The organism is Mucilaginibacter sp. NFX135 (genome assembly GCF_048565145.1).
In the GTDB taxonomy this organism is placed as follows: domain Bacteria; phylum Bacteroidota; class Bacteroidia; order Sphingobacteriales; family Sphingobacteriaceae; genus Mucilaginibacter.
This window is the reverse complement of sequence record NZ_CP183412.1, coordinates 539835-562209: the sequence shown is the minus strand read 5'-3', so window position 1 is coordinate 562209 and position 22375 is coordinate 539835. Positions and strand designations below refer to the sequence as shown.

Here is a 22375-nt window from a genome sequence, read left to right as displayed (position 1 = left end):
ACTCGACCCATAAAATGCTAATAAAACCAAAAAGCGGAGAATGTTTGACGCATCCCCCGCAGTGTTGGTCCCTTCAAAATTACCAGTCGTCTTAAACCAATAATTAAAGTAACCTAAAGACTAAATTATGAAAAAAAATGCTTGCCGCATAAGCAATATGCGGTTGCAATGCCTTATAAAAATATTCCTCATGACAAAGTGTACCCTTCTCCTGATCGTGATATCGTCCTTTCAGGTTTTTTCAAAAGGCTACGGGCAGGATAAGATCAATATTAACCTGCATAACGTTTCGATAAAAAAAGCACTTGCCGAAGTTGAAAAGGCAAGCAGCTACCGCTTTGTTTATAATGATGATGCTTTGAATGCAAAGCTTATTGATAAGATAGACCTGAGCAATGCCTCTATTGCGGAGGTGATGGAAAAGGTGCTGTCACAAACAAATCTTACTTATAAACTGAACGGGAATAATCTGGTCATCATTACTGATAGGCTACAAACGGCATCAATCGCCATCTCTGGGGTGGTAAGTGACGCCAAGGGGCCATTGCCGGGTGTAAGCGTAAAGCTAAAAGGTACCCAGATTGGAGTACTTACCGATGCTAATGGAAAGTTCCTGATCAATGTACCTGATAACAATGCCATACTGGTGTTTTCATCCGTGGGTTATGTTTCCATGGAGGTTCCTGTTGGCGACCGAAAAAGCATCAATATAATATTAAAAGAATCAGCGACTGATTTAAGTGAGGTGGTTGTCACAGGCTATGGGCAATCGGTAGCCAAACGCGATTTGACCGGCGCCATTTCAACAGTAACAGCCAAACAAATAGAGGAGCGCCATCCCATAAACCTGATAGATGCTTTGCAATCACAGGCATCGGGAGTGTTGGTTATCAATGACTCTGGCGAACCCGGCGCGACAGGTTCTATTCAGATACGCGGGGGATCGACATTTTCAAGTGCGGGTAATGCGCCGCTATTTGTAATTGACGGTATTTTAAGCCAAAGCGCCGATAATGTAAACCCCAATGATATCCAATCTATCGAGGTATTAAAAGACGCGGCATCGGCCGCTATTTATGGTTCGCAGGCGGCAAATGGTGTTATCCTGATCACCACTAAACGCGGTAGGCCCGGCAAACCGTTGATCAATGCCCAGTATGCCCGTATCTTTGGGGTGATGGCACATAAACTGGAGCAGCCAAACTCCAGAGATCTGCGCATTGAACGAAATTTATATAACGGAAACAGCCCTGACAAACCAACAACTACCAATGATTCATTAAACGTTGTTTTTAACTCCGATAATGATAATCAGGATGTTATTACCCAAACCGCCAAAAGGGATATTCTTGATTTTGGAGTAAGCGGAGGTGAAAAAAGCATACAATATTACTCCAGTATCAGGTACATTAATGACCAGGGCCTTATTGTTAACAGTTATGCAAAAACGCTTCAGGCCCGGTTTAATCTGGATTACCAGGTATCCCCAAGATTTAAATATAGCAACCGCCTGTCATTCGGATACAATACCAATAATAATATTAACGAGGGCAATACCATTAACCAGGCATTTCAGCGGCCGGCAAATTTAGCACTATATTATCCCGACGGTACTTTAACGGGATATATTAGTGGTCGCCGCAACCAGTTATCAGTTGCTTTGCTGGAAGTTAATGTTACCAATACTTATACAGGTGACCTGTTTAACCAGATCGATTACACCATAACTAAAGACTTGCGCTTAACCAATAATTTCGACTTTGGTTTATCAACACCGCATAATGTGTTTTTTGACCCTAAATTGTTAAGCAGCGCCAGTCCTTTGGTTAATTCGGGCAGGGAAAGTTTTGCGGTTAATACCAATTGGGCCTACCAGGGATTTTTAAACTATGCTAAAACATTCGGTAACCACTCCATAACCGCCGTGGCTGGTGTAAGTGCCGAAAAAACGCAGAATAACAACTTTAAAATTGCCGGCTCAAATTCGGCCAATGAAACCATATACACTTCGAATGTTTATGGCACTATTGATCAAACCAATACCGGTACCGATGCGGGGTCAACCAGCCGCGAGTCGCTTTACGCCCGGGCGACCTATAATTATAAGAGTCGCTACCTGTTTAGCGTAGTTTACCGTAAGGATGGTTCGTCAAGGTTTGGTAAGGATAATAAATATGGCGATTTCTACGGCTCATCTGCAGCCTGGCGTTTTACAGATGAACCATTTATGGCTTGGTCAAAAAAAGTACTGAATGATGCCAAACTCCGTGTAAATTATGGTGAGGTGGGTAACGACCGGATCCCATCCAACTCTAATTTGCTCATCTATACTTTTGGCTCTTCTTTTTATAATGCTGTAAATGGGGTGGTGTTAAGCAACCAGTTCGGCAACTCCCAGTTAAAATGGGAAAGCAATATCCAAAAGGGCATCGGGCTCGATCTGCAGTTTTTCAATTCAAGATTAAATGTAACCGCCGATTACTATCAAAAGACAACCAAAAACCTGCTTTATCAGCGTAACATCCCGGTTGAAACCGGTTTCACCAATGTTTATGTAAATGTGGGTGATGTTACTAATAAGGGCTTTGAGCTTTCGCTGAACGGAACGCCGGTTGCCAGCAAAAATTTTAATTGGAACATTGGAGCTAACCTGACGATTGAACGGAACCGTATTAAGAGCCTGTACAATCATCAGCCATTCCTGGCAACTTCTGGTGGGGCCACATACCTGGTACAGGAAGGTGGAAAGATCGGCGATTTTTATGGCTACAAAGGTTTGGGTGTTTATCAGTATGATGCCTCAAACGCCTACGATGGCAATTGGAACAGGTTAACCCCAGAAGGGGTATCTGCCGACGGTAAAACAGCTCAAAGGTATACGCTGAACGGGCAAACCTATAGCGGTACCGTACATCATATGTATGCTGGCGGCGCTTTACTGCTTGGCGGCGACATGATATTTGACAACGTGAAAAAAGACAGTGTGATAGATGCCAATGACCGCCAGGTTTTAGGTAACGCGCAACCCTCATTCTACGCTTCTATCATCAATACCATAAATTATAAACAGTTTTCTTTATCCTTTACCCTAAACACTACCTGGGGGGGCCAAATCTACGACAGTCCACGGCAAACACTGGATAACCTGGCAACATCGGGTATTGTGGCTGATAATAATACCACTTACAATTCCTGGAAAAAGCAAGGCGATATCACCAATATTCCTTACATGGGCCGAAAGAACTCAACAGCGAATTTCCCCGGCACGCAAACCAGGTTCCTGGAAAACTCCTCGTTCATCAGGCTGAGTTATGCAAAGCTTACCTATAATTTACCGGCTAACCTGGCTTCGCGCTATAAGCTCAAAAACATAGGGGCTTATATATATGGAGCAAACCTGCTCACCTGGACAAATTACACCTGGTATGACCCGGAATTTTCTTCCAGCTCGGCCCTAACTCCGGGTAATGATAATGGCCGCTATCCGCGCAGACGTGAGGTTGGTTTTGGTATAAATGTTAATTTCTAATTCATCGAGACATGAAAAAAATATTAAGCGTTACTTTTTTAACATTGCTGATTTTGGTATCAGGCTGTAAAAAGCTGCTGGATCAGCCCCCTAAAAGTCAGTTAGGAAGTGATAAATTCTGGAAAAGCGCGGATGATGCCAAAGCTGGCGTTGCAGGTATATATGATGGTATTCAGGATATGTTTAACAGCCAGTTTATCTATTGGGGCGATGGCCGGAGCGATAACCTCACTTTTCACCCAACCTATAATGATGCCCTGCCACTGAGCATCAATGTATTAACACCCACTACCAATGGCGCCGACTGGACCCTGATCTATACCACTATAAGCCGCGCCAACTTTGCTATAAAATACATTCCAACTATTCCGGTAATTGATGCCGCTACATCCAATGATCTGCAGGCACAGGCGCTAACCATCAGAGCTTACTGTTATTTTTGGCTGATAAGACTTTGGGGTAATGTACCGTTATGGACACAGCCTTATGAGGACCTGAATACCGATCCGTATAAGGCTGTAACTCCGGCAGCTGATATCATGAAAAACGAGATCCTGCCCGATCTGTTGAAAGCCTATGACCTGTCTGACAAGACAGCCTCAGTAGTTTGGAATGTAAATTCCGGCGGCATCGCGGCCATGCTGATGGATGTTTATATGTACAACCATGATTATACCAATGCTTTGTCATGGTGTGATAAGCTGCTGGCACTAAAACGCTACAGTCTGGAACCTACCGCTACGTGGAAAAACATTTTCACCTCGCCAACAAATTCCAAAGAAGATATCTGGAGTTTGAATTGGGATTTTACGGTTGATGGCGGTAATAAGACCTCACAGGAAATTGGGGCTGGTGATACCAATAGCGATTTTGCCGTAGACCCGGCATTGTGGACCTATTTTACAACTACAACCGCAGATATAAGGGGAGCCCAGAGCGTTGATTTTAAAGTGAACAATCACGATAAAATATGGAAATACTATGCGCCAAACCTGGATAAGAACGGCAACCAGATCTATCCTAACTCACCGCAGGCCAACCTGCTATTCCCTTTATACCGCCTCGCAGATATCTATCTTTTACGGGCTGAAGCCTTAAACCGGACCGGCGATTTGGCGAATGCACTTATTTATTTAAATATGGTACATACCCGCGCTGGTTTACCAGCCTACCAGGCCAGTGATTTTGCCAATGCCGATGATATGCTTTATGGCAACCCTTTAAACGGAAATGGCATTTTACGCGAGCGCCAGCTGGAGTTGTTTTGTGAAGCTAAACGCTGGTTCGATCTGCAACGAAACGGTATCATCGTTTCGACTATGGATCCTTTAATTAAAATACGGCAAACGCAAAAAGGTTTTCCGCCGACAGGTTTTGGCGATATCCGGAAAATTTACTGGCCAATAAACCAGAATGTGCTGAACGCCAATACCAAGCTCACTCAAAATCCACCTTATTAATTTATATCAAATGAAGAAGATGAAACAAGCAATCGTATGGCTTGCATGCATAGGCCTCTTAATAAGTATGGCGGGCTGTAATGTGGCCGGATTAAAATTGCAGGAAAATGCCGATTATCACCCCTATGTGCTTGATCCGCACATTAACAAAACCGCATGGCAGTATATAAAAGATCGCAGCTACAACTTTGCCGGAAAAGATACGGTGTTTAAGCTGATGCGCCAGGCTATTGAATACTCTGGTATAGATACCAATTTATATATTAAAACCGACTGCACCTTTATATTTCTGCATAACGATGCCGTTTTCAGAACAACGGTGGTAAATAAAGTGCCAACTATAACGGCTGATTGTTACTGGGGCAAATACCTGGTGAACGGCAAGCCTGCCACCAAATGGAGCGATTACCCTAAAGAGCAGGTAAAAAACTACCTGTTGTATTTAATTGTACAAGGAGCCTATTCATTTAACAATTTAACACCTACCAATGTGGTGGCCACCACGCTGCAACCACAAAATTACGACCCGCTGAACCCCACATCGATCATGACCCTGCGGGTTAATAATGATCAGAACTTTACCATGCGGTTAAATGATTTTTCCAATTCGGCAGGTTATGTGAGTGTGCGTACCAGTAATATTTTGGCCTTAAACGGAGCTATACAGGTAATTGACAGGGTACTTTTTTATCAAACAAAATAGTACATGGTTTAATTGGTTCGCCGGTCGCGACGGGGCTCCCTGTTGCGGCCGGCTCTTTTAAACACATTGAAATGAAACAAATGGCAAACACACATAACAAATCCGTATCGCGCCGTAACTGGCTGGGCGCGATGGGCAAGATCTCATTAGGAACGGGATTGGCCGTGGTTACCTCTAACTCACTTGGTACCGAACGCCCCGGACCTGTAAAAACAACCACTAACGATATTGGTGCACGGGTGTATAACATCCGCGACTTCGGCGCAAAAGGGGATGGCAAAACGCTGGATACTCTCGCGGTGCAATTGGCCATTGATCTATGCAACAAGGAGCAAGGAGGTACGGTCCTGGTGCCGGCCGGTGTATTTGTGATAGGTACGGTTGAACTGAAAAGCAACGTTACTTTGCACATTACAGCGCAGGGGAAATTACTGGGCAGCGCCGATGGTAAACAATATCATGCCAGCGAGGCGATCCCCTTGGATATTGGATGGACCATGAACGATGGTAACGTAGGCCTCATATTTGCCGCCAATGCCGAAAATATCACCATTGAAGGTAATGGTACTATCGACGGGCAGGGTGCACAATTCCGCAGCGATACCAAAGGCGTATTGCCGCCGGCCGGTATCTCGGGGAACCACCGCCCGTATCATTTGCTTTTTTATCAATGCAAAAATTTAACTGTGCGTGATATTTCGCTCATCAACAGCGCCTATCATTCCATAAGGGTTTGTATGTGCACATTAGGAAAGTTTGAGGGCTTATATATCCGCAGTAAAGTGATCCACAATAACGATGGTTTTCATTTTATTGGCAGTACCTATATGCATGTTTCCAATTGCGATGTGCAATGCCAGGACGATGCCTGCGCGCTATTTGGCAGTTGTAAGTTTGTGACTGTTTCAGATTGTTCGTTTAGCACACGCTGGTCCGTATTCCGGTTTGGGGGAGGGGAGGCTGAGAACATCACCGTTTCCAACTGCCTTATATATGAAACCTATGGATGCCCTATAAAAATGCGTTGCTCACCGGGCTCGCGGTTTGAGAATATCTCGTTTTCAAACCTGGTGATGAAAGATGTAACGGGCCCTATTTCCATAGGATCGGGTAATGGTAAATCTTCGGTTAATCCCATTGCCAATACCCCGGCTATTGTACGCAATATTTCATTTAATCATATTCATGCAACGGTAGTAAAGCCAGTGCAGCTTCGTGATGCAGAGTTTACGAGTAAATATAATGCCGGCGAAATATTTTCATGTATTACACTGAATGCCATGGATGATATTTTCCTGGAACATATTTCTTTCAATGATGTACACATCTCATTTCCCGGGGGCGGTACGGCAGAACATGGAGCGGTGCGCGATGTGCCAAAAGTAGCCGCGGAATATTATCAGATAGGGGTGCCGCCAGCCTACGGCATATATGCACGTAATGTACGTGGATTGACGCTTCACAACGTGAGATTGACGATGGAAAGCCCGGATCTGCGCCCGGCTGTTATACTGGATAATGTGGAAGACGCTACGCTGAATGGCCTGAGCGCACAAGGTCAAAAAAAATCCGAATCGTTACTCCGCTTCATAAACACCCGTGATGTTTTGGTAAGCGCCCTGCGGGTACTAACACCGGTTACCAATTTGCTGCAGGCAGAGGGAAAAGAATGTGCCAATATCATCATAGACGGTGGAGACACCTCTAAAGCTGATAAGGCCCTGGTATTAGCATCCGGTGCATCTGCACAAGCGGTGAAACTGCGGGTTTTGTAACAATCATGTTAAAGCCAATGGAGTGTATCAATTAGCTTATTTGTGCAATTGAACCCTTAAAAAATAAACCGATGTTAGTCACACTATACTTTTATCCTCATAAAAATAGAGCATCATGCACAAAACGAAGCTTTACATCTATTTAAAAAACAACATGAGCAGGTTAACTATTGTCTGGGCTGTTTTATTGTTACTGCCCTCCAAAACCATGCTGGCACAAACAGTTTCGGTTTCGTCAATTGCCGATCTGCAAAAGGCCATTGATAAGGCTAAGCCCGGAGATCTGATCCTGCTGGCCGACGGCGTTTATACCACCACTGAGGATATCTCCGTTCGTGGAAAAGGAATCCGTGAAAAACCGATTATTATTGCCGCCCAGCATACAGGCGCTGCGGAAATTACAGGTAAGGGAGGGTTTAGTTTACAAAGTCCGGCAGCGTATGTCATCATCCGTGGTTTTAAATTTACCCATGCGGCATCCAAAGCCAAAACGGGGATAGGTACCAGCTTCTGCCGCTTTACTCAAAATATATTTGAAAACCAGGGCGATGGAGAAGACTTGACCATTGCCGGCAGCGATCAGGAGGTGGATCACAATACCTTTCAAAATAAAAACGCGATGGGCCGGTTTGTCGCCATTCGTGGTGAGGGCAAGCAAATAGCCGAGAGGTTACATATCCACCATAACTATTTTAACAATTTTGCCAGTCAGGGTGGTAAAAATGGTGCGGAAGCATTACAGTTTGGATTAAGCGGCTTCAGCTTATCATCAAGCAACAGTGTGGTTGAATATAATTTGTTTGAACGCTGCGAAGGGGAGAACGAGCTCATCTCGGTTAAGGCATCGGCAGTAACACTCCGGTATAATACCGTTCGCGATTGCCCTGCACAATTCACCTTGCGCCATGGTAACAAAAGTTTAGTATACGGCAATTACTTTTTCAATACACCAGGCTTAAGGATCTTTGGCGACGATCACCTTATTTACAGCAATTATTTTGAAAACTGCAGCTCGGCTATCGTAATTGGCAATGGCGACGGGGAAGTTGCCGATGGCGCCCAGCTCACCGCGCACGACCGGCCAGACCGGGTGATCATCGCTTACAACACACTGGTTAACAATAAAGAAAATATCATCCAAACCGCCCGGAAGAATGGCATGGGTGCCACTTATATTACCGTGGCCGATAATATCATACAGGGAGGTGGACCGGCGGCTACTATTTCTGGTCCATACGCCAATCCGCAATGGTTGGGTAATATCATATTCCGGGTAAAGGATGCCGGTAATATGCCGGCAGAGGGCTATACCACAGCCGATCCTAAACTGGAAAAAAACGCCTCTGGAACTTATCATTTGCAAGCCGGTAGCCCTGCTATTGATCATGGAAGCGCGGCATACCCGGCGGTGAATACAGATATGGATGGCCAGCCGCGTATAGCTCCGTTTGATACTGGCGCCGACGAACAAAGCAAAGCCCCGGTTAAGGCACATGCGCTTAGTCCGTCCGATGTTGGTCATCAAGCTAAAAATTAAGCAGATCTATCAAATGAAAAATATTAGTGTATTTATATTATGCTGGTTGATTACAGCCAGTACTTTCGCACAAAAAAGTAAAAGTCAGTGGGTATACCGGGCTAAGGATGGTAAGCTGGTTTATAAAACCACCCCAACCGGCGACAGGATCATGGATTTTTCGTCCGCGGGTTATATGGGTGGCGGTGTAGCATTTCCAGCTGTACCTGTAAAACAGGTAATAAAACCATCGGGGAGTGATGATACCCAGGCTATTCAGAAAGCTATAGATGAGGTATCGGCTTTGCCCTTACAAAACGGATTTAGAGGTGCGGTAGAGTTGGCTTCGGGAACCTTTACCTGCTCAGGCCCAATCCTTTTATCAACAAGCGGAGTGGTGCTGCGTGGCAATGGAAGCCGGGCAAACGGTACCACCATCAAAATGGTTGGAGAACATCATACGGCTATAGTTATCGGCCGCGGCAACACCAATGTGCCTTTAGGCCGGACAGAAAGGGCTGATAGCGGCGCGGCTAATACAGTCAAAACCATTATTACCGATACTTACGTGCCATCGGGCAGTACATCTTTTACCGTTGCTGATGCTTCGGGATTTGTTGCTGGTGACACGATTGCCATCAACCGCCCGGTAACCGAAAGCTGGATACATTTTATGGGCATGGATAATATGTGGCGCGACGGTAAAAAAGAAACCTGGCTCAAAGCAGGCTCCCGGGGTGTTACTAAAAGGAAGATAGTAGCCATCTCCGGTAATAAACTCACTATTGATATTCCCCTGGCCGACTCTTATGATGCGCAGTTTTTAAACCCTCCGGGTACAATCATTATAAAAGCAAAACCGGTATCGCGGGTTACGCAGGTTGGGGTCGAAAATATACATATCCAATGCCCGCCGCTCGAAATTGATTACGGTCATGCGCCCTATGCCGGTATCCGTGTGGGCGGAGACGATTGCTGGGTAAAAGATGTGTATTGCGAAGAAACCATGAACACCACAGTGCTTGCCGGTAACCGCATCACGATGGAAAAAGTGATCATAAAACATACCTATGCCAATTTGGGCGCATCCAAACCAACAGATTTTAGTTTAGAAGGCGGGCAAAACCTGATCGACCGCTGCGAGATCACCGGCGGCAATATGTATTTCGTTTGGACCTCCTCCTTAATTGCAGGACCGAATGTTTTACTCAATTGCACCTTTAGGGGAACAAGAAGCCGTGTACAACCTCATCAACGCTGGGCAACCGGGCTTTTGGTTGATAACTGTACCGTACCGGACGGCGGGATAGATTTTATGAACCGGGGTATTGCGGGTTCCGGTCATGGCTGGACGATGGGATGGGCTGTAGCCTGGAATTGTATAGCTAAAACCTATGTTATTCAAAACCCGCCGGGTGCGGTAAACTGGGCCATTGGCTGTATTGGCAAACGCGAACAAACCGCACGCTTATTTGACAGCGCACCCGTTTTGCCCGATGGTAATTTTGATTCGCACGGTTCGCCGGTGGAGATTCAAAGCCTTTATCTGGCCCAACTGGCCGAACGCCTGGGAACAAAAGGGCTTAAAAATATAGGGTACACAGGTAACACAGTCGATATGTTTCCGAATAAGCAGGTAAGCCTGTTGCCGCTTAAAACGCAGAGGGATAAACTGGGCTTTAATGAAGCCATTGATCGACCGGTAAATGCCAGCGATGTAAAAGGCAGCACCCGCGAGTTTGGTGGCGAAAAAGCGATTGACGGCAACCGCGCTACTTACTGGCGTACCAATGATGGGGTAACCAAAGCCACGCTCGAAATTGATATGGAAGGCCCGGTTGAAATAAACATCCTGCAACTCAACGAACAGGGGCAGCATATAACCGCTTATAAAGTGGAAGCGCAGTTGGATAGTGATTGGAAGTTGCTGACACAAGGGACAACCATCGGAAGAAATGTGGTGGCAAAATTCCCAACGACCATTGCCTGGAAGGTTCGCTTGACCGTACTGAAAGCCAGCGATTATGTGGCAATCAATAATTTCGGTTTATATATGGAAAGGGGGAGAAGCCCGGATAGTAAGATATAGTCAGAACGAAAACGTTTGCGTAGATTCTTAAAGCCTCATGTGGTACCAAACACCACGCGCATTGTACATAGATAAAAGCTATACAAATGTATGCGCATAACCAATTAGTATAACCACAAGCCATACCGGCATTGATCGGTTGTGCTCATTTAATTCAATAGTAAATATTATAAACCAGGCAGGTACTATATCTGCCGAAATAAAAACCTGATGAAGAAACTTTTTATAGCATGTTTGCTGTCCGTATTTTTTATACATAGTGTTTTTGCACAAAAAGAACTTTCGCGCGATGAGCGCATGAAATGGTGGCGCGAAGCCCGTTTCGGTATGTTTATCCATTGGGGTGATTATGCCGTTCTCGGAGGTATGTACAAAGGATATGAGGTGGGTCATGGCGGCGAGTGGATCATGAACCGGGCCAAGATCCCGGTAGCCGAATATCAAGCTTTTGCCAAAAAATTCAATCCTGTAAAGTATGATGCCGATGCCTGGGTAAAACTGGCCAAAGAAGCCGGTATGAAATATATTGTGATCACCGCGAAACATCACGACGGCTTCGCCATGTTTAAATCAAACGCCAGTAAATGGAATATTGCCGATGCCACGCCTTATGGCAAGGATGTTTTAAAACCATTGGCTGCAGCCTGCAAAAAATATGATATCAAGCTTGGGTTTTATTACTCACAAGCACAGGATTGGAATAACCCTGGCGGCGCTGCTGCCCGCAAGGTAAGCGCTGAAGGCTGGCCAAATCCCGATTCGGCCAAAATAGATGCTTATACCAAAGATCACACTGGTCACTGGGATCCGGCTCAAACCACATCAACCATGGCCGAGTATATCGACAGGGTAGCTGTTCCGCAGGTAAAAGAACTGCTGACCAATTATGGCGATGTAGCGGTGATCTGGTGGGATACCCCAACCAATATGACCGATGAGTTTGCGCAAAAACTACAGGACCTGCTTAAACTGCAACCCAATATCATCACCAATGATCGCCTGAAGCGCCCCAACTTTGCCGGTGATTATAAAACACCCGAGCAAAAGATCCCCAACCTGAGCGAGCTGGATGGTAAAGACTGGGAAACCTGTATGACCATGAATGGCACCTGGGGTTATAAAAGCTATGATCATAAATGGAAATCGCCCGAAACATTGATCCATAACCTCGTAGATATCGCGTCGAAAGGAGGAAACTATCTGTTAAATGTTGGTCCCACAGCCGAAGGCGAGTTCCCGCAGGAAAGCATAGCCTCCTTAAAAAAGATGGGCGAATGGATGAAGGTAAACGGCGAAGCGATATATGCCACCAAGGCAAGCCCGTTACAACCGCTAAGCTGGGGCCGCTGCACACTTAAACCCGATGGTAAAAATACTATACTATACTTATCTGTATTTAACTGGCCGGCAGATGGCAAACTGGTTGTTCCGGGATTAAAAAATGAAATTGTTAGTGCCAAAATGCTTGCAGGTGGAGCTGTTTTAAAAACCGAAGCATCCAACGATGGGGTAACCGTAAATGTACCGGCTAACGCCACAGATAACATAGCCACGGTAATTAAGCTGGAAGTAAAAGGTACCGTAGCATCCCCAACAACAAGCCCAGCGGGTAAAATGAAAACCGGAGCACTTGATTAAGCATGAAATTTAATACCCCTATATTTTTAATTGCCGGCGTGCTGCTTACGGGCAGCACGCTAAAGGCCCAGGTGGTATTGAAAGCTGATGGGAGCCATAATGCCTATAAGCAGATCTCCCGTGTATTAGGAGGTGATGCCTGTGAAGTACCTGATTGCGTACATCCGGTTAAACATATTACAGAGGCGTTTGATAAACAGCTGAACGAGTACGTGTTTGTTTTTCACAGCCATGTTAAGGAAGATAATGACCGCTGTAAAAACTTCGACCGGGAACGGGTAGAGATCAAAACCTACGGTCCATCTGCCGCTAAGCTGAAGGGCGAACTGGGCGAAACGGTTGAGTACAAATGGAAATTTAAAATAGACAGTGGCTTTAAAGCCCAGCCCACATTTACGCACATCCACCAGATCAAAGCTGGCGATGGCGATGCCGGGGCGCCGATCATCACCTTTACGCCCCGGTTTGGCCAACCCGATCAGTTGGAGGTTATCCATACCGGAGCGGAAAAAGCAAGTTCGCAGGGCATTTTGACCAAAGTAAATCTGGCCGATTTTAAAGGGGCCTGGGTTGAGGCAACGGAAACAATGCATTATGACACTCACGGCAGCTACACTGTGATCATCAAACGGGTGGCAGACGGCAAAATATTATTGAATTATACCAATAAGGATATTGACCTGTGGAGAAAAGGTACATCATTTTGCCGGCCCAAGTGGGGAGTATACCGTAGTTTGAAAAGCGCGGAATATATCAGGGATGAGGATGTTTGTTTTGCCGATATCTCTATCCGGGAGCAATAGTTTTTGTTTTGATAACCAATTAAAAGCCAATTGAATGAAGCCACAATTACTCAAAGTATCAGCAGGTCCTGCTCAGTCCTTTAGTGTACGACAAGACCTTATCCCATGTGTTAATAACCGGTGGCACTATCACCCGGAAATTGAGCTGATCCATTTTAAAAAAGGAAGTGGGACGCAGTTTGTAGGTGATAACATCAGACAGTTCAACGCCGGGGATATGGTGATTATCGGTGCTTATCTGCCGCATTACTGGCGATTTGACGACGTCTATTTTTCAAAAGAAGAAATAGCTCCTGTTGATATCCGGGTAGCCCATTTTTGCGAAAACTTTTGGGGCAACGGGTTTTTAGAGCTGCCCGAAAATAAGATGATCAAAACGGTGTTGGAAAAAGCCCGGCGGGGGATACAGATTACAGGCAGAGCAAAAAAAGCAATAGCCGAAATCATGGAAGATCTGCTTAGCGCCGAAGGTTCAAAACGGATCATCCTGTTGATGGAAGCGTTAAGCATTATTGCCGGGTATGATCATGCCGATATCTTGTCGTCTATAGGTTTTAGCCCGAATGTAGAGAAAGCCGGGAATGATTGCATCAACGTGATATATGAATACTCATTGGCTAATTTCAAAAACAAGATCCACATGGATGAACTTGCCGATCTGGCAGGGATCAGTCCAAATTCCTTTTGCCGTTATTTTAAATCGCGCACGCGTAAAACCTATTCCAAATTTTTACTGGAGATCAGGGTAGGGCATGCCTGCAAATTACTGATCGAAAACAAGCTACCCCTGAAACAGCTCTGCTATGAAAGCGGGTTTAACAACTTCACCAATTTTCATAAGTACTTTAAGCAGATAACCGGTAAAAGCCCCTTGAACTATCAGAAAGAATTTATCCATACAAAAACCAGTTCATGGTAGGGGAGGATAAAATAAGTTCGGGAAAACTCCCAGAGCGTACCTTGTCTCCTTCCGTTGAAGGGTAGGGCGCAGAGCCAGCCTGTAATGCTTCGAGAGAGCTACCATGAAGTGTCCCCCCACGTCATTGTGGAGAGAACGAAGCAATCTCATCGCGTTCAATATGCAAGCGAGGAGATTGCCACGCTATCGCTCGTATGACATGGTTTTTATTTACTTTAAACCCCTCTCCAAAGGAGAGGGTGGTGAGGTCTACAAATAACGCTGAAACTCTTTCCTTACCGCCAAAGGCTTCTTCCCGGTAATGCGTTTAAAGTACCTGTTAAAATTCGACAGGTTGGAGAAACCCGATTCATAACTGATGATCACGATGCTGTAGTCCGTTTCTTTCAGCAGCTTACAGGCATGGTTTACGCGCACTTCCAGCAAAAAAAATCAAAATAGCTTTTATGCACCCGCGATTTAAAATACCGGCAAAAGGCATTGGGCACCATATAAATAACCGCGGCGAATTTCCTTTAAGGTAATAACCCGGTGAAAATTATTAAGGGTATAAAGGTAAATTTTGGTGAGCCGGGTTTCATCGCCCGCGTTAAAGGTATGCTGCTGTATCTGCGGATTTATGGAGCGGTATTCCCGTTCGCTGGCAATAGGCGCCAGTAATTGCATTAATAAGGGTATCCTCTCGCTGACAGGTGCATTAAGTAACTGATTTAGCAAAACCTTTAATCGTGTACGCAGGCCTCCCTGAAACGCGAGGCCGTAAAAATGATGATCTCACAGTTGATAAAAGCGGCAAAAACGGCCGGGATCAAGGTGGGGATCTGCGGTCAGGGCCCATCAGATTATCCCGACTTTGCCCAGTTTCTGGTTGAAGAAGGTATCGATAGTATCTCTATAACCCCCGATTCGTTCCTGAAAACCGTTGAAGCGATTAAGAAAATAGAAGACCAGGCTGCCTATCAACAGAGGCAGATAGCCTGAACATTTTACAGTACCGACAAATAATAACAAGGCGACCCCAAATGGTCGCTTTTATTGTTTTCACGGAGTGTCTATGCTTGTACTAAGCATTTCCTTTAACTACATTTGAAATAAACACATTAATTATCCCTAATGAAAAACAAATACCATTACCTATTGGCCATAGGCGGCATTGCTCTGCTGGCCGGATGCAGCCAGAATGACAAAGGCAGCAAAGAAAGCGAAAAAGCCATAACCCCCGACGGGATCAAATCGCACATCGCGGTGCTGGCCAATGATTCGCTCCTGGGTCGTAAGCCTTTTACCGCAGGCGAAACCAAAGCTGTTGCCTATATCTCTTCTGAGTTTAAAAAAGCCGGACTTGAACCCGGCAATAACGGCAGTTATTTACAGGATGTACCTATGGTGGAGATCACTAGCCAACCATCCGAAACCATGGTGATTAGCGGTGGTAAATCGCCTATAACGTTGCACAAGCTAACAGACTTTGTAACATTCAGCCGCCAGGAAGTGGATGCGGTGCAGCTTAAAAACTCCCCGCTTGTTTTCGCAGGTTACGGTGTTGTTGCCCCCGAATATCACTGGAATGATTATGCCGGTCTGGATGTAAAAGGCAAAACCGTGGTGGTATTGGTAAATGACCCTGGCTTTAAAAGTGGCGACCCAACCATATTTAAAGGCGATACCATGACCTACTACGGTCGCTGGACCTACAAATTTGAAGAAGCCGCCCGTCAGGGCGCTGCGGGTGTTATCATTGTGCACCAAACAGAACCGGCCAGCTATGGGTGGGAGGTAGTATCCAACAGTAATTCGGGCGCCAAGCTTTACCTTACTCAGAAAGATAAACACATGTCGCGCTGTAAGGTGGAAGGTTGGATCACGGAAGATGCCGCTAAAAAACTCTTTGCTGATGCAGGCATCACCGGCGATTTGCGCGCCATTGCCCGCAGCAAAAGCTTCAAGGCCGTTCCGCTTAACAGGTCGGTTTCTTTAACTATCAATAATAAGCTTAAATATTCTACATCGCATAATGTTATCGGCACCATCAAAGGCAGCACATCTCCCGGCGAATATATTTTATATACCGCCCACTGGGACCACCTGGGTATTGGCAAACCCGATGCCAAAGGCGACAGCATTTACAACGGCGCGGTGGATAACGCCAGTGGTGTAGCGGCTATCATCAGCGTAGCCAAAGCATTTCAGCAGGCTAAAGAAAAGCCTAAGCGTTCTATCGTATTTTTAGCGGTAACCGCTGAGGAACAAGGCTTGCTGGGTTCTGAGTATTATGCCACTCACCCGGTTTATCCGCTCAACAAAACCATTGCCGATTTGAACATGGATGCCCTGGGCAGTTACGGCGAAACCAAAGACATAGCCATTACCGGCAAAGGCCAAAACGACCTGGAAGATTATGTGGCCGATATAGCTAAACAAGATGGCCTTACTACCGTTGGCGACCGTCATCCGGGTGCGGGCAGCTATTACCGGTCGGATCATTTTAACTTTGCCAAACTCGGCGTTCCGGCGCTGGATATTAATAATGGCAGCATCAGCAAAACACAAGGCGCATCCTATGGGGAAGACAAGCAAAAGGAATACAATTCGCAACGCTACCATCAACCAGCGGATAATTACAGTGCCGACATGGACGCTACGGGTATGGCTCAGATAGCGGATATCCTTTACCGCATAGGCACCAAACTCAGCAACGAAACTACCTTCCCTGGCTGGAAACCGCATTCGGAATTTAAGGCTGTAAGGGATAAGGCACTGGCTCATTAGTTCATTTGTTCACTGGTTCATTAGTATTAACTACGGTTTGCCAGAATGTCCCAATGAACTAATAAACAATAAAAAAATCCACCCCGTAACAGAAGGTGGATTTTTTCATTGTATATATATAGTGAAACTATCATCCCCAAAGGGCTTATTTAGTTGCTCATTTTAGCGATGTTGAAGCTTTCAAAAGCCATTTGTTTGTTATAATCGGTAGCGATGTTTTTGTAATTGATCAGATCGACAATGGTACCGATAAAGCAAAAACCAGCAGTAAAAAAGTAAACCAGGCCCATACCTATCTGGTCGGTCATGAAGCGTTGCACACCAGATACACCTACAAAACCAAGTAAAGTAGCCAGCATAATATCCTGCGGGTTTCTTCTTTTACCGCCGTAAATATTTATAAAATACCGCTGTTGATTTTCTGTTAGTGATGCTGTTGCCTGTTGTAAAAAGGAAAACTCCTCAGGTGTCATTCCGTCGAACATCATATATGGATTTGGGTAAGTGTTCATTTTAGTAGCTTTTAAGATTATCGTTTGTTTGATGATATAAAGGTATTGCGATAAGCAAAACAAGCCTATGGAAAACTGGTTAGCAGCAGGAACAAGTCGGTGAGTGGAGAAATTTTAACGGTGAAAAAGAGGTGCGCGTTGCGAGGTTCGAGGACCGGTGGTGCTTTAAAAACCCGAACCCCGTTCCCCGAGCCGCACAACACGGGATACACTCAAAACATAGATCCGGTGAAAAATAACGATTACTGCGGGAATGCCCAACCAGTGGGCATGAAAGGAATTGCGGATATCGCCATGAAACAAATAAATGATAGAATGCCCCAGTCCGCAGCCGGGGCACCATTTGAAGCCCATGAGTTTTAAAGGGCACAACGTAAAATGCGATTCGGCGCCTGGCGTACTAAACGCCAGGGCCAGCATGGCCGCTACCCAGAAAACCAGTTCAAAATATTTTGAAAAGAGCCTTTTAATCAACCTTGTTCGCTTTGTTATGGAACAGTAAAGATACGGCAAACGCCAATAGCACACCCACCAGCAAAGCGCCGAATATACGGCCCGAAGAGGCCTCAATTACATTGCTCATGGATACATGCGCGTAGCTAAAATATAATATGGTGGCAAAAACGGTTACAATACCACCAGCAATTAATATCTTAAAACTTTGTATCAGGGCTTCTAAAAACCCCATCTGACCTTTACAGTCGTTTTTACGATAGCTGTAGATCCCTATAAATAATCCAAGGGCCGGGATCAGAAATGAAAAATACTCCAGTGTGGCCACTTTTTCGTCGGTTGGTGAAATACCCGAACCGTGCATTACCAACATCCAAATTCCACTTAATACGCCAATGATAATACCCCAAATAATTGCATTCTTCATGGTTATAAAATTAGGTTAAAACAATAGGTAGCTTATAATGATAAGTTTATTGAATTTACCATTAAAAAGTAATAATTCATAGAGATTGTTTTATTTGGAATAAGATTTTTAGGAACAAAGAGTAAGGACTTTGGGAGTAAGGAATAAAACCATCCTGGTTACTGACTTTTCCGAAACAACATATAAAAATCATTTGCTCTTTAAATCCTTATTACTTGGTCCAAAAATCTTTGCTCCCTCAATCCTTGCTCCAAAAATCTTTGTTCCCTGGGTCCTTGCTCCAAAAATCCTTGCTCCCTTCTCTCCACAAATCTTTTTCCGTACATTTGCATCAGTTTTGAACATCCGTGATATTTTAGACAGATACAAAGCTGATGACAGGATCAAAGCGTTGGCAACAGCCCTTAACGCTTCCAAAAATCCAAGAATACAGCTACGTGGTTTAGTCGGGTCAAGTGATTCGGCCATGGCGGTAGCATTGTATTTTTTGCAGCACAAGCACATGGTATTTGTACTGCCCGACCGTGAAGAGGCCGGCTATTTTCAGGCAGATCTGGAAAACCTTACCGGTAAAGAAGCCTTACTTTTTCCATCATCCTATCGAAAGCCATTTGAATTTACGCAGCCCGATAGCAGCAACGTACTGGCCCGTGCCGAAGTACTCAACGAGCTTAATCACTCTAATGAGTTTGGGCAATTAATTGTTACCTACCCGGAAGCGCTTGCCGAAAAGGTGATCGACCGCTCATCGCTGGAAAAAAACACCCTCGAGATAGCCGTTGGCAGCAAGCTGAGCATTGAGTTTATCAATGAATTTTTAATTGAGTATGATTTTGACCGGGTTGATTTTGTGTACGAGCCCGGGCAATTTTCTGTACGTGGTGGCATTGTTGATATCTTCTCGTTTTCACACAACCTGCCTTACCGGGTGGAGTTTTTTGGCGATTTTATTGAGTCGATCCGCACGTTCGAGATTGAAAGCCAGCTGTCTGTTGAGCAGGTTAAAAGCATTACCATTGTACCCAATGTACAATCCAAGTTTTTAACAGAAAGCAATATATCCCTGCTGGAGTATGTGGAGCCCGGCACCCAGGTATGGATAAAAGACGTACAGTTTACGCTGGACATTATTCAAACTGGTTTTAAAAAGGCGGTAAACCTGTGGAAGGCGCTCTCTGCCGAAGAAAAAACGCAGAACCCTGAATGGATTGACCCTAAGTTTGGCTTTACCGATGAAAAGCTGATAGCCGACCAGCTATTTGATTTCCCGGTGGTGGAATTTGGTAAACAATTCTTCTATCAGCCTACGGCCTCTATCAATTTTGATATGCGACCTCAGCCATCGTTCAATAAGGACTTCACGCTGCTGATCCACAACTTTAAAAACAACGAGGCCGATAAGATCGAGAATTTTATCCTCACCGATTCTGCCCGGCAGGTAGAGCGTTTATATGCTATTTTAGACGATCTCGACAAGACCGTAAAATTCACTCCCATCAGCGTTTCTATTCGCGAAGGTTTCGTGGACCATGAACAAAAACTGGCCTGCTATACCGATCACCAGATATTTGACCGCTACTATAAATACAAGCTTAAAAAAGGTTACCAGCGCTCGCAGGCCATCACGCTCAAAGAACTGCGCGACCTGAAACCCGGCGACTACGTTACTCATATTGACCACGGTATAGGCAAATACGCCGGTCTGGAAAAAGTAGAGGTTAACGGTAAACAGCAGGAGATGATCCGCTTGATTTATGCTGATAACGATCTGCTGTATGTGAACATCAACTCGCTTAACCGCATATCCAAATACAGCGGCAAAGAAGGTACTGTGCCCAAGATGAATAAACTGGGAACCGATACCTGGGAACGTCTTAAGAAAACAACAAAAAAAAAAGTTAAGGACATAGCCCGCGACCTGATCAAGCTTTACGCCCTGCGCAAGGCCCAGCAAGGGAATGCCTTTTCGCCCGATAGCTACCTGCAAACCGAGCTGGAAGCCTCGTTCCTCTACGAGGATACACCGGACCAGGAAAAAGCCACTGCCGACTTTAAAAAGGATATGGAATCGCCGCACCCGATGGACCGCTTGATTTGCGGGGATGTGGGTTTTGGCAAAACCGAAGTTGCCGTACGTGCAGCATTCAAGGCCGTGGCTGATAGCAAGCAGGTGGCCATATTGGTACCAACTACTATTTTAGCCGCTCAACACTACAAAACATTTACTGACAGGCTCAAGGGCTTTCCGGCCAATATTGATTACATTAACCGGTTTAAAACAAGCCGGCAGATCAAGGATACTTTAGAGAAGCTGAAGGAAGGCAAGGTAGATATCATTATCGGCACACACCGCCTGGTGAGCAAGGATGTTAAGTTCAAAGACCTCGGATTGATGATCATTGACGAGGAGCAAAAATTCGGCGTATCAACCAAAGAGAAACTGAAACAAATGCGTGCCAATGTGGATACGCTGACGCTTACCGCTACGCCTATCCCGCGTACGCTTCACTTTTCGTTGATGGGGGCGCGCGATCTTTCTATCATATCTACCCCGCCACCAAATAGGCAGCCGGTAGTTACGGAGCTGCATGTATTTAACGATACGCTGATCAAAGAGGCCGTGGAGTTTGAACTGGAACGTGGCGGACAGGTGTTCTTTATTCATAACCGCGTGGCCGATCTGCCGCAACTGGGTGGTATGATCCATAAACTGGTACCCAAGGCACGTGTTGGCATAGCTCACGGGCAACTGGAGGGCGACGCGCTGGAAGATGTGATGCTGAAATTTGTGAACCACGAGTATGATGTGCTGGTGGCTACTACCATTATTGAAGCCGGTTTGGATATCCCGAACGCTAATACCATCATCATCAATTACGCCCACATGTTTGGCCTGAGCGATCTGCACCAGATGCGCGGTCGTGTGGGGCGAAGCAATAAAAAAGCTTATTGTTATTTGTTAAGCCCGCCATTATCCACATTAACCAGCGAGGCCCGCAAACGTCTGAGTGCCATCGAGGAGTTCAGCGACCTGGGCAGTGGTTTTAACGTGGCCATGCGCGATCTGGACATCCGTGGCAGCGGAAATTTACTTGGCGCCGAGCAAAGCGGTTTTATTGCCGAGATCGGGTTTGACATGTACCACAAGATCCTGGACGAGGCCATACAGGAATTGAAAGAAGATGAATTTAAAGGCGTTTTCCCGGATGATAAACCCCGTCCATTCATTTCCTTTACCCAGATTGATACCGACCTGGAGATCCTGATCCCCGATGAATACGTGACCAATATCTCTGAACGCTATAACCTGTACACCGAACTATCCAAGCTCGAGAACGAGGCCGAACTATCTGCTTTTCAGCAACAGCTGCATGACCGTTTTGGCAAAATACCACCCCAGGTTAACGATCTACTCAACACCATGCGGATGCAATGGCTGGGCAAAGCTATCGGCTTTGAAAAGATCTCGCTTAAAAAGAATGTATTGCGAGGCTATTTCATCAGCAACCAGCAATCGGCCTATTTTGAATCGGATGCTTTCCGCAATGTGCTCACCTTTGTACAAAGCAATATGCGCCGCACAAACCTCAAAGAAGTAAAAAACACCCTGCGTCTGAGTATTGAAGGCGTAAACAGTATTGATCAGGCAGTGTTGTTTTTGAGTGAGATAGCGGGTATGGTCGGGGTTGATTAATCCACAACCCCTTATCTTTGCGGGAAAAGCGGTTTGTGAGGACACAAACCGCGGCGCATAATTAAAACATCATTTTCCCGCTGCCTGT

17 protein-coding genes are annotated in these 22375 nt (G+C 45.4%); 12 read left to right on the top strand and 5 right to left on the bottom strand.

Features of this window, described 5'->3' with window-relative positions; translation table 11 throughout:
* Window positions 1–190 precede the first annotated feature (190 nt).
* The 9 genes from ACNURT_RS02435 (at window position 191) to ACNURT_RS02395 (ending at window position 14432) form a co-directional block, all read left to right on the top strand.
* Window positions 191–3529: a SusC/RagA family TonB-linked outer membrane protein gene (locus ACNURT_RS02435; RefSeq protein ID WP_419700391.1), complete on the top strand. Its 3339-nt coding sequence runs from the start codon at window positions 191–193 to the stop codon at window positions 3527–3529.
* An 11-nt stretch (window positions 3530–3540) separates the two neighbouring features.
* Window positions 3541–4989 carry a RagB/SusD family nutrient uptake outer membrane protein gene (locus tag ACNURT_RS02430; RefSeq protein ID WP_419700390.1) on the top strand — a complete coding sequence of 483 codons (1449 nt, stop codon included), beginning with the start codon at window positions 3541–3543 and terminating at the stop codon, window positions 4987–4989.
* Window positions 4990–5008: 19 nt separating this feature from the next.
* Window positions 5009–5692: a fasciclin domain-containing protein gene (locus ACNURT_RS02425; RefSeq protein WP_419700389.1), complete on the top strand. Its 684-nt coding sequence runs from the start codon at window positions 5009–5011 to the stop codon at window positions 5690–5692.
* An 80-nt stretch (window positions 5693–5772) separates the two neighbouring features.
* Entirely contained in the window at window positions 5773–7467 is a 1695-nt protein-coding gene (locus ACNURT_RS02420; RefSeq protein ID WP_419700388.1) for a glycoside hydrolase family 28 protein, read from the top strand.
* Window positions 7468–7582: 115 nt separating this feature from the next.
* On the top strand, window positions 7583–9004 hold the full coding sequence (locus tag ACNURT_RS02415) for a chondroitinase-B domain-containing protein (protein ID WP_419700387.1): 1422 nt from the start codon (window positions 7583–7585) through the stop codon (window positions 9002–9004).
* 13 nt (window positions 9005–9017) lie between these two features.
* Window positions 9018–11072, top strand: a complete 2055-nt coding sequence (locus ACNURT_RS02410; RefSeq protein WP_419700386.1) for a discoidin domain-containing protein — start codon at window positions 9018–9020, stop codon at window positions 11070–11072.
* A gap of 210 nt (window positions 11073–11282) precedes the next feature.
* The gene (locus ACNURT_RS02405) at window positions 11283–12710 is read left to right on the top strand and encodes an alpha-L-fucosidase (protein WP_419700385.1); all 1428 of its coding nucleotides are present in this window, start codon (window positions 11283–11285) and stop codon (window positions 12708–12710) included.
* Window positions 12711–12712: 2 nt separating this feature from the next.
* Window positions 12713–13513 (top strand): hypothetical protein, encoded by an 801-nt coding sequence (locus ACNURT_RS02400; RefSeq protein WP_419700384.1) that lies wholly within the window; start codon window positions 12713–12715, stop codon window positions 13511–13513.
* A 34-nt stretch (window positions 13514–13547) separates the two neighbouring features.
* A complete protein-coding gene (locus ACNURT_RS02395) occupies window positions 13548–14432 on the top strand; it encodes an AraC family transcriptional regulator (protein ID WP_419700383.1) in 885 nt (294 codons plus the stop codon).
* A 249-nt stretch (window positions 14433–14681) separates the two neighbouring features.
* Here the strand turns inward: ACNURT_RS02395 and ACNURT_RS02390 are convergent, their stop codons facing one another.
* Both ACNURT_RS02390 and ACNURT_RS02385 read right to left on the bottom strand, forming a co-directional pair.
* Entirely contained in the window at window positions 14682–14849 is a 168-nt protein-coding gene (locus tag ACNURT_RS02390) for a helix-turn-helix domain-containing protein (RefSeq protein ID WP_419702108.1), read from the bottom strand.
* Window positions 14850–14891: 42 nt separating this feature from the next.
* Complete coding sequence (locus ACNURT_RS02385; RefSeq protein WP_419700382.1) at window positions 14892–15098, bottom strand: hypothetical protein; 207 nt, start codon at window positions 15096–15098, stop codon at window positions 14892–14894.
* Window positions 15099–15197: 99 nt separating this feature from the next.
* Between ACNURT_RS02385 and ACNURT_RS02380 the strand changes: the two genes are divergently transcribed.
* Together ACNURT_RS02380 and ACNURT_RS02375 are read left to right on the top strand one after the other, a co-directional pair.
* Complete coding sequence (locus ACNURT_RS02380; RefSeq protein ID WP_370995807.1) at window positions 15198–15413, top strand: putative PEP-binding protein; 216 nt, start codon at window positions 15198–15200, stop codon at window positions 15411–15413.
* Window positions 15414–15545: 132 nt separating this feature from the next.
* Window positions 15546–17201, top strand: coding sequence for a M28 family metallopeptidase (locus ACNURT_RS02375; protein WP_419700381.1), 1656 nt, complete (start codon window positions 15546–15548; stop codon window positions 17199–17201).
* Between the two features lie 149 nt (window positions 17202–17350).
* On the opposite strand, the gene ACNURT_RS02370 is transcribed toward ACNURT_RS02375, so the two are convergent.
* The 3 genes from ACNURT_RS02370 to ACNURT_RS02360 all read right to left on the bottom strand — a co-directional run bounded on the left by ACNURT_RS02370 (window position 17351) and on the right by ACNURT_RS02360 (window position 18593).
* Window positions 17351–17713, bottom strand: a complete 363-nt coding sequence (locus ACNURT_RS02370) for a TM2 domain-containing protein (protein ID WP_090473867.1) — start codon at window positions 17711–17713, stop codon at window positions 17351–17353.
* 165 nt (window positions 17714–17878) lie between these two features.
* The gene (locus ACNURT_RS02365) at window positions 17879–18187 is read right to left on the bottom strand and encodes a DUF2752 domain-containing protein (protein ID WP_419700380.1); all 309 of its coding nucleotides are present in this window, start codon (window positions 18185–18187) and stop codon (window positions 17879–17881) included.
* Window positions 18180–18593 (bottom strand): DUF4199 domain-containing protein, encoded by a 414-nt coding sequence (locus ACNURT_RS02360; RefSeq protein ID WP_370995804.1) that lies wholly within the window; start codon window positions 18591–18593, stop codon window positions 18180–18182. Before ACNURT_RS02360 ends, ACNURT_RS02365 begins: the two co-directional genes overlap by 8 nt.
* A 337-nt stretch (window positions 18594–18930) precedes the next feature.
* On the opposite strand from ACNURT_RS02360, the gene mfd reads away from it, so the two are divergent.
* A complete protein-coding gene (gene mfd, locus ACNURT_RS02355) occupies window positions 18931–22287 on the top strand; it encodes a transcription-repair coupling factor (protein WP_419700379.1) in 3357 nt (1118 codons plus the stop codon).
* Window positions 22288–22375 lie beyond the last annotated feature (88 nt).

Bases quoted from the DNA above. Each gene is read 5' to 3' on its own strand.
- ACNURT_RS02380 (WP_370995807.1), top strand. From the start codon at position 15,198: ATGATGATCTCACAGTTGATAAAAGCGGCAAAAACGGCCGGGATCAAG.
- ACNURT_RS02375 (WP_419700381.1), top strand. From the start codon at position 15,546: ATGAAAAACAAATACCATTACCTATTGGCCATAGGCGGCATTGCTCTG.
- ACNURT_RS02370 (WP_090473867.1), bottom strand. From the start codon at position 17,713: ATGAACACTTACCCAAATCCATATATGATGTTCGACGGAATGACACCT.
- ACNURT_RS02430 (WP_419700390.1), top strand. From the start codon at position 3,541: ATGAAAAAAATATTAAGCGTTACTTTTTTAACATTGCTGATTTTGGTA.
- ACNURT_RS02420 (WP_419700388.1), top strand. From the start codon at position 5,773: ATGGCAAACACACATAACAAATCCGTATCGCGCCGTAACTGGCTGGGC.
- ACNURT_RS02405 (WP_419700385.1), top strand. From the start codon at position 11,283: ATGAAGAAACTTTTTATAGCATGTTTGCTGTCCGTATTTTTTATACAT.
- ACNURT_RS02400 (WP_419700384.1), top strand. From the start codon at position 12,713: ATGAAATTTAATACCCCTATATTTTTAATTGCCGGCGTGCTGCTTACG.
- ACNURT_RS02395 (WP_419700383.1), top strand. From the start codon at position 13,548: ATGAAGCCACAATTACTCAAAGTATCAGCAGGTCCTGCTCAGTCCTTT.
- ACNURT_RS02425 (WP_419700389.1), top strand. From the start codon at position 5,009: ATGAAACAAGCAATCGTATGGCTTGCATGCATAGGCCTCTTAATAAGT.
- ACNURT_RS02385 (WP_419700382.1), bottom strand. From the start codon at position 15,098: ATGCAATTACTGGCGCCTATTGCCAGCGAACGGGAATACCGCTCCATA.
- ACNURT_RS02415 (WP_419700387.1), top strand. From the start codon at position 7,583: ATGCACAAAACGAAGCTTTACATCTATTTAAAAAACAACATGAGCAGG.
- ACNURT_RS02410 (WP_419700386.1), top strand. From the start codon at position 9,018: ATGAAAAATATTAGTGTATTTATATTATGCTGGTTGATTACAGCCAGT.
- ACNURT_RS02435 (WP_419700391.1), top strand. From the start codon at position 191: ATGACAAAGTGTACCCTTCTCCTGATCGTGATATCGTCCTTTCAGGTT.
- ACNURT_RS02360 (WP_370995804.1), bottom strand. From the start codon at position 18,593: ATGAAGAATGCAATTATTTGGGGTATTATCATTGGCGTATTAAGTGGA.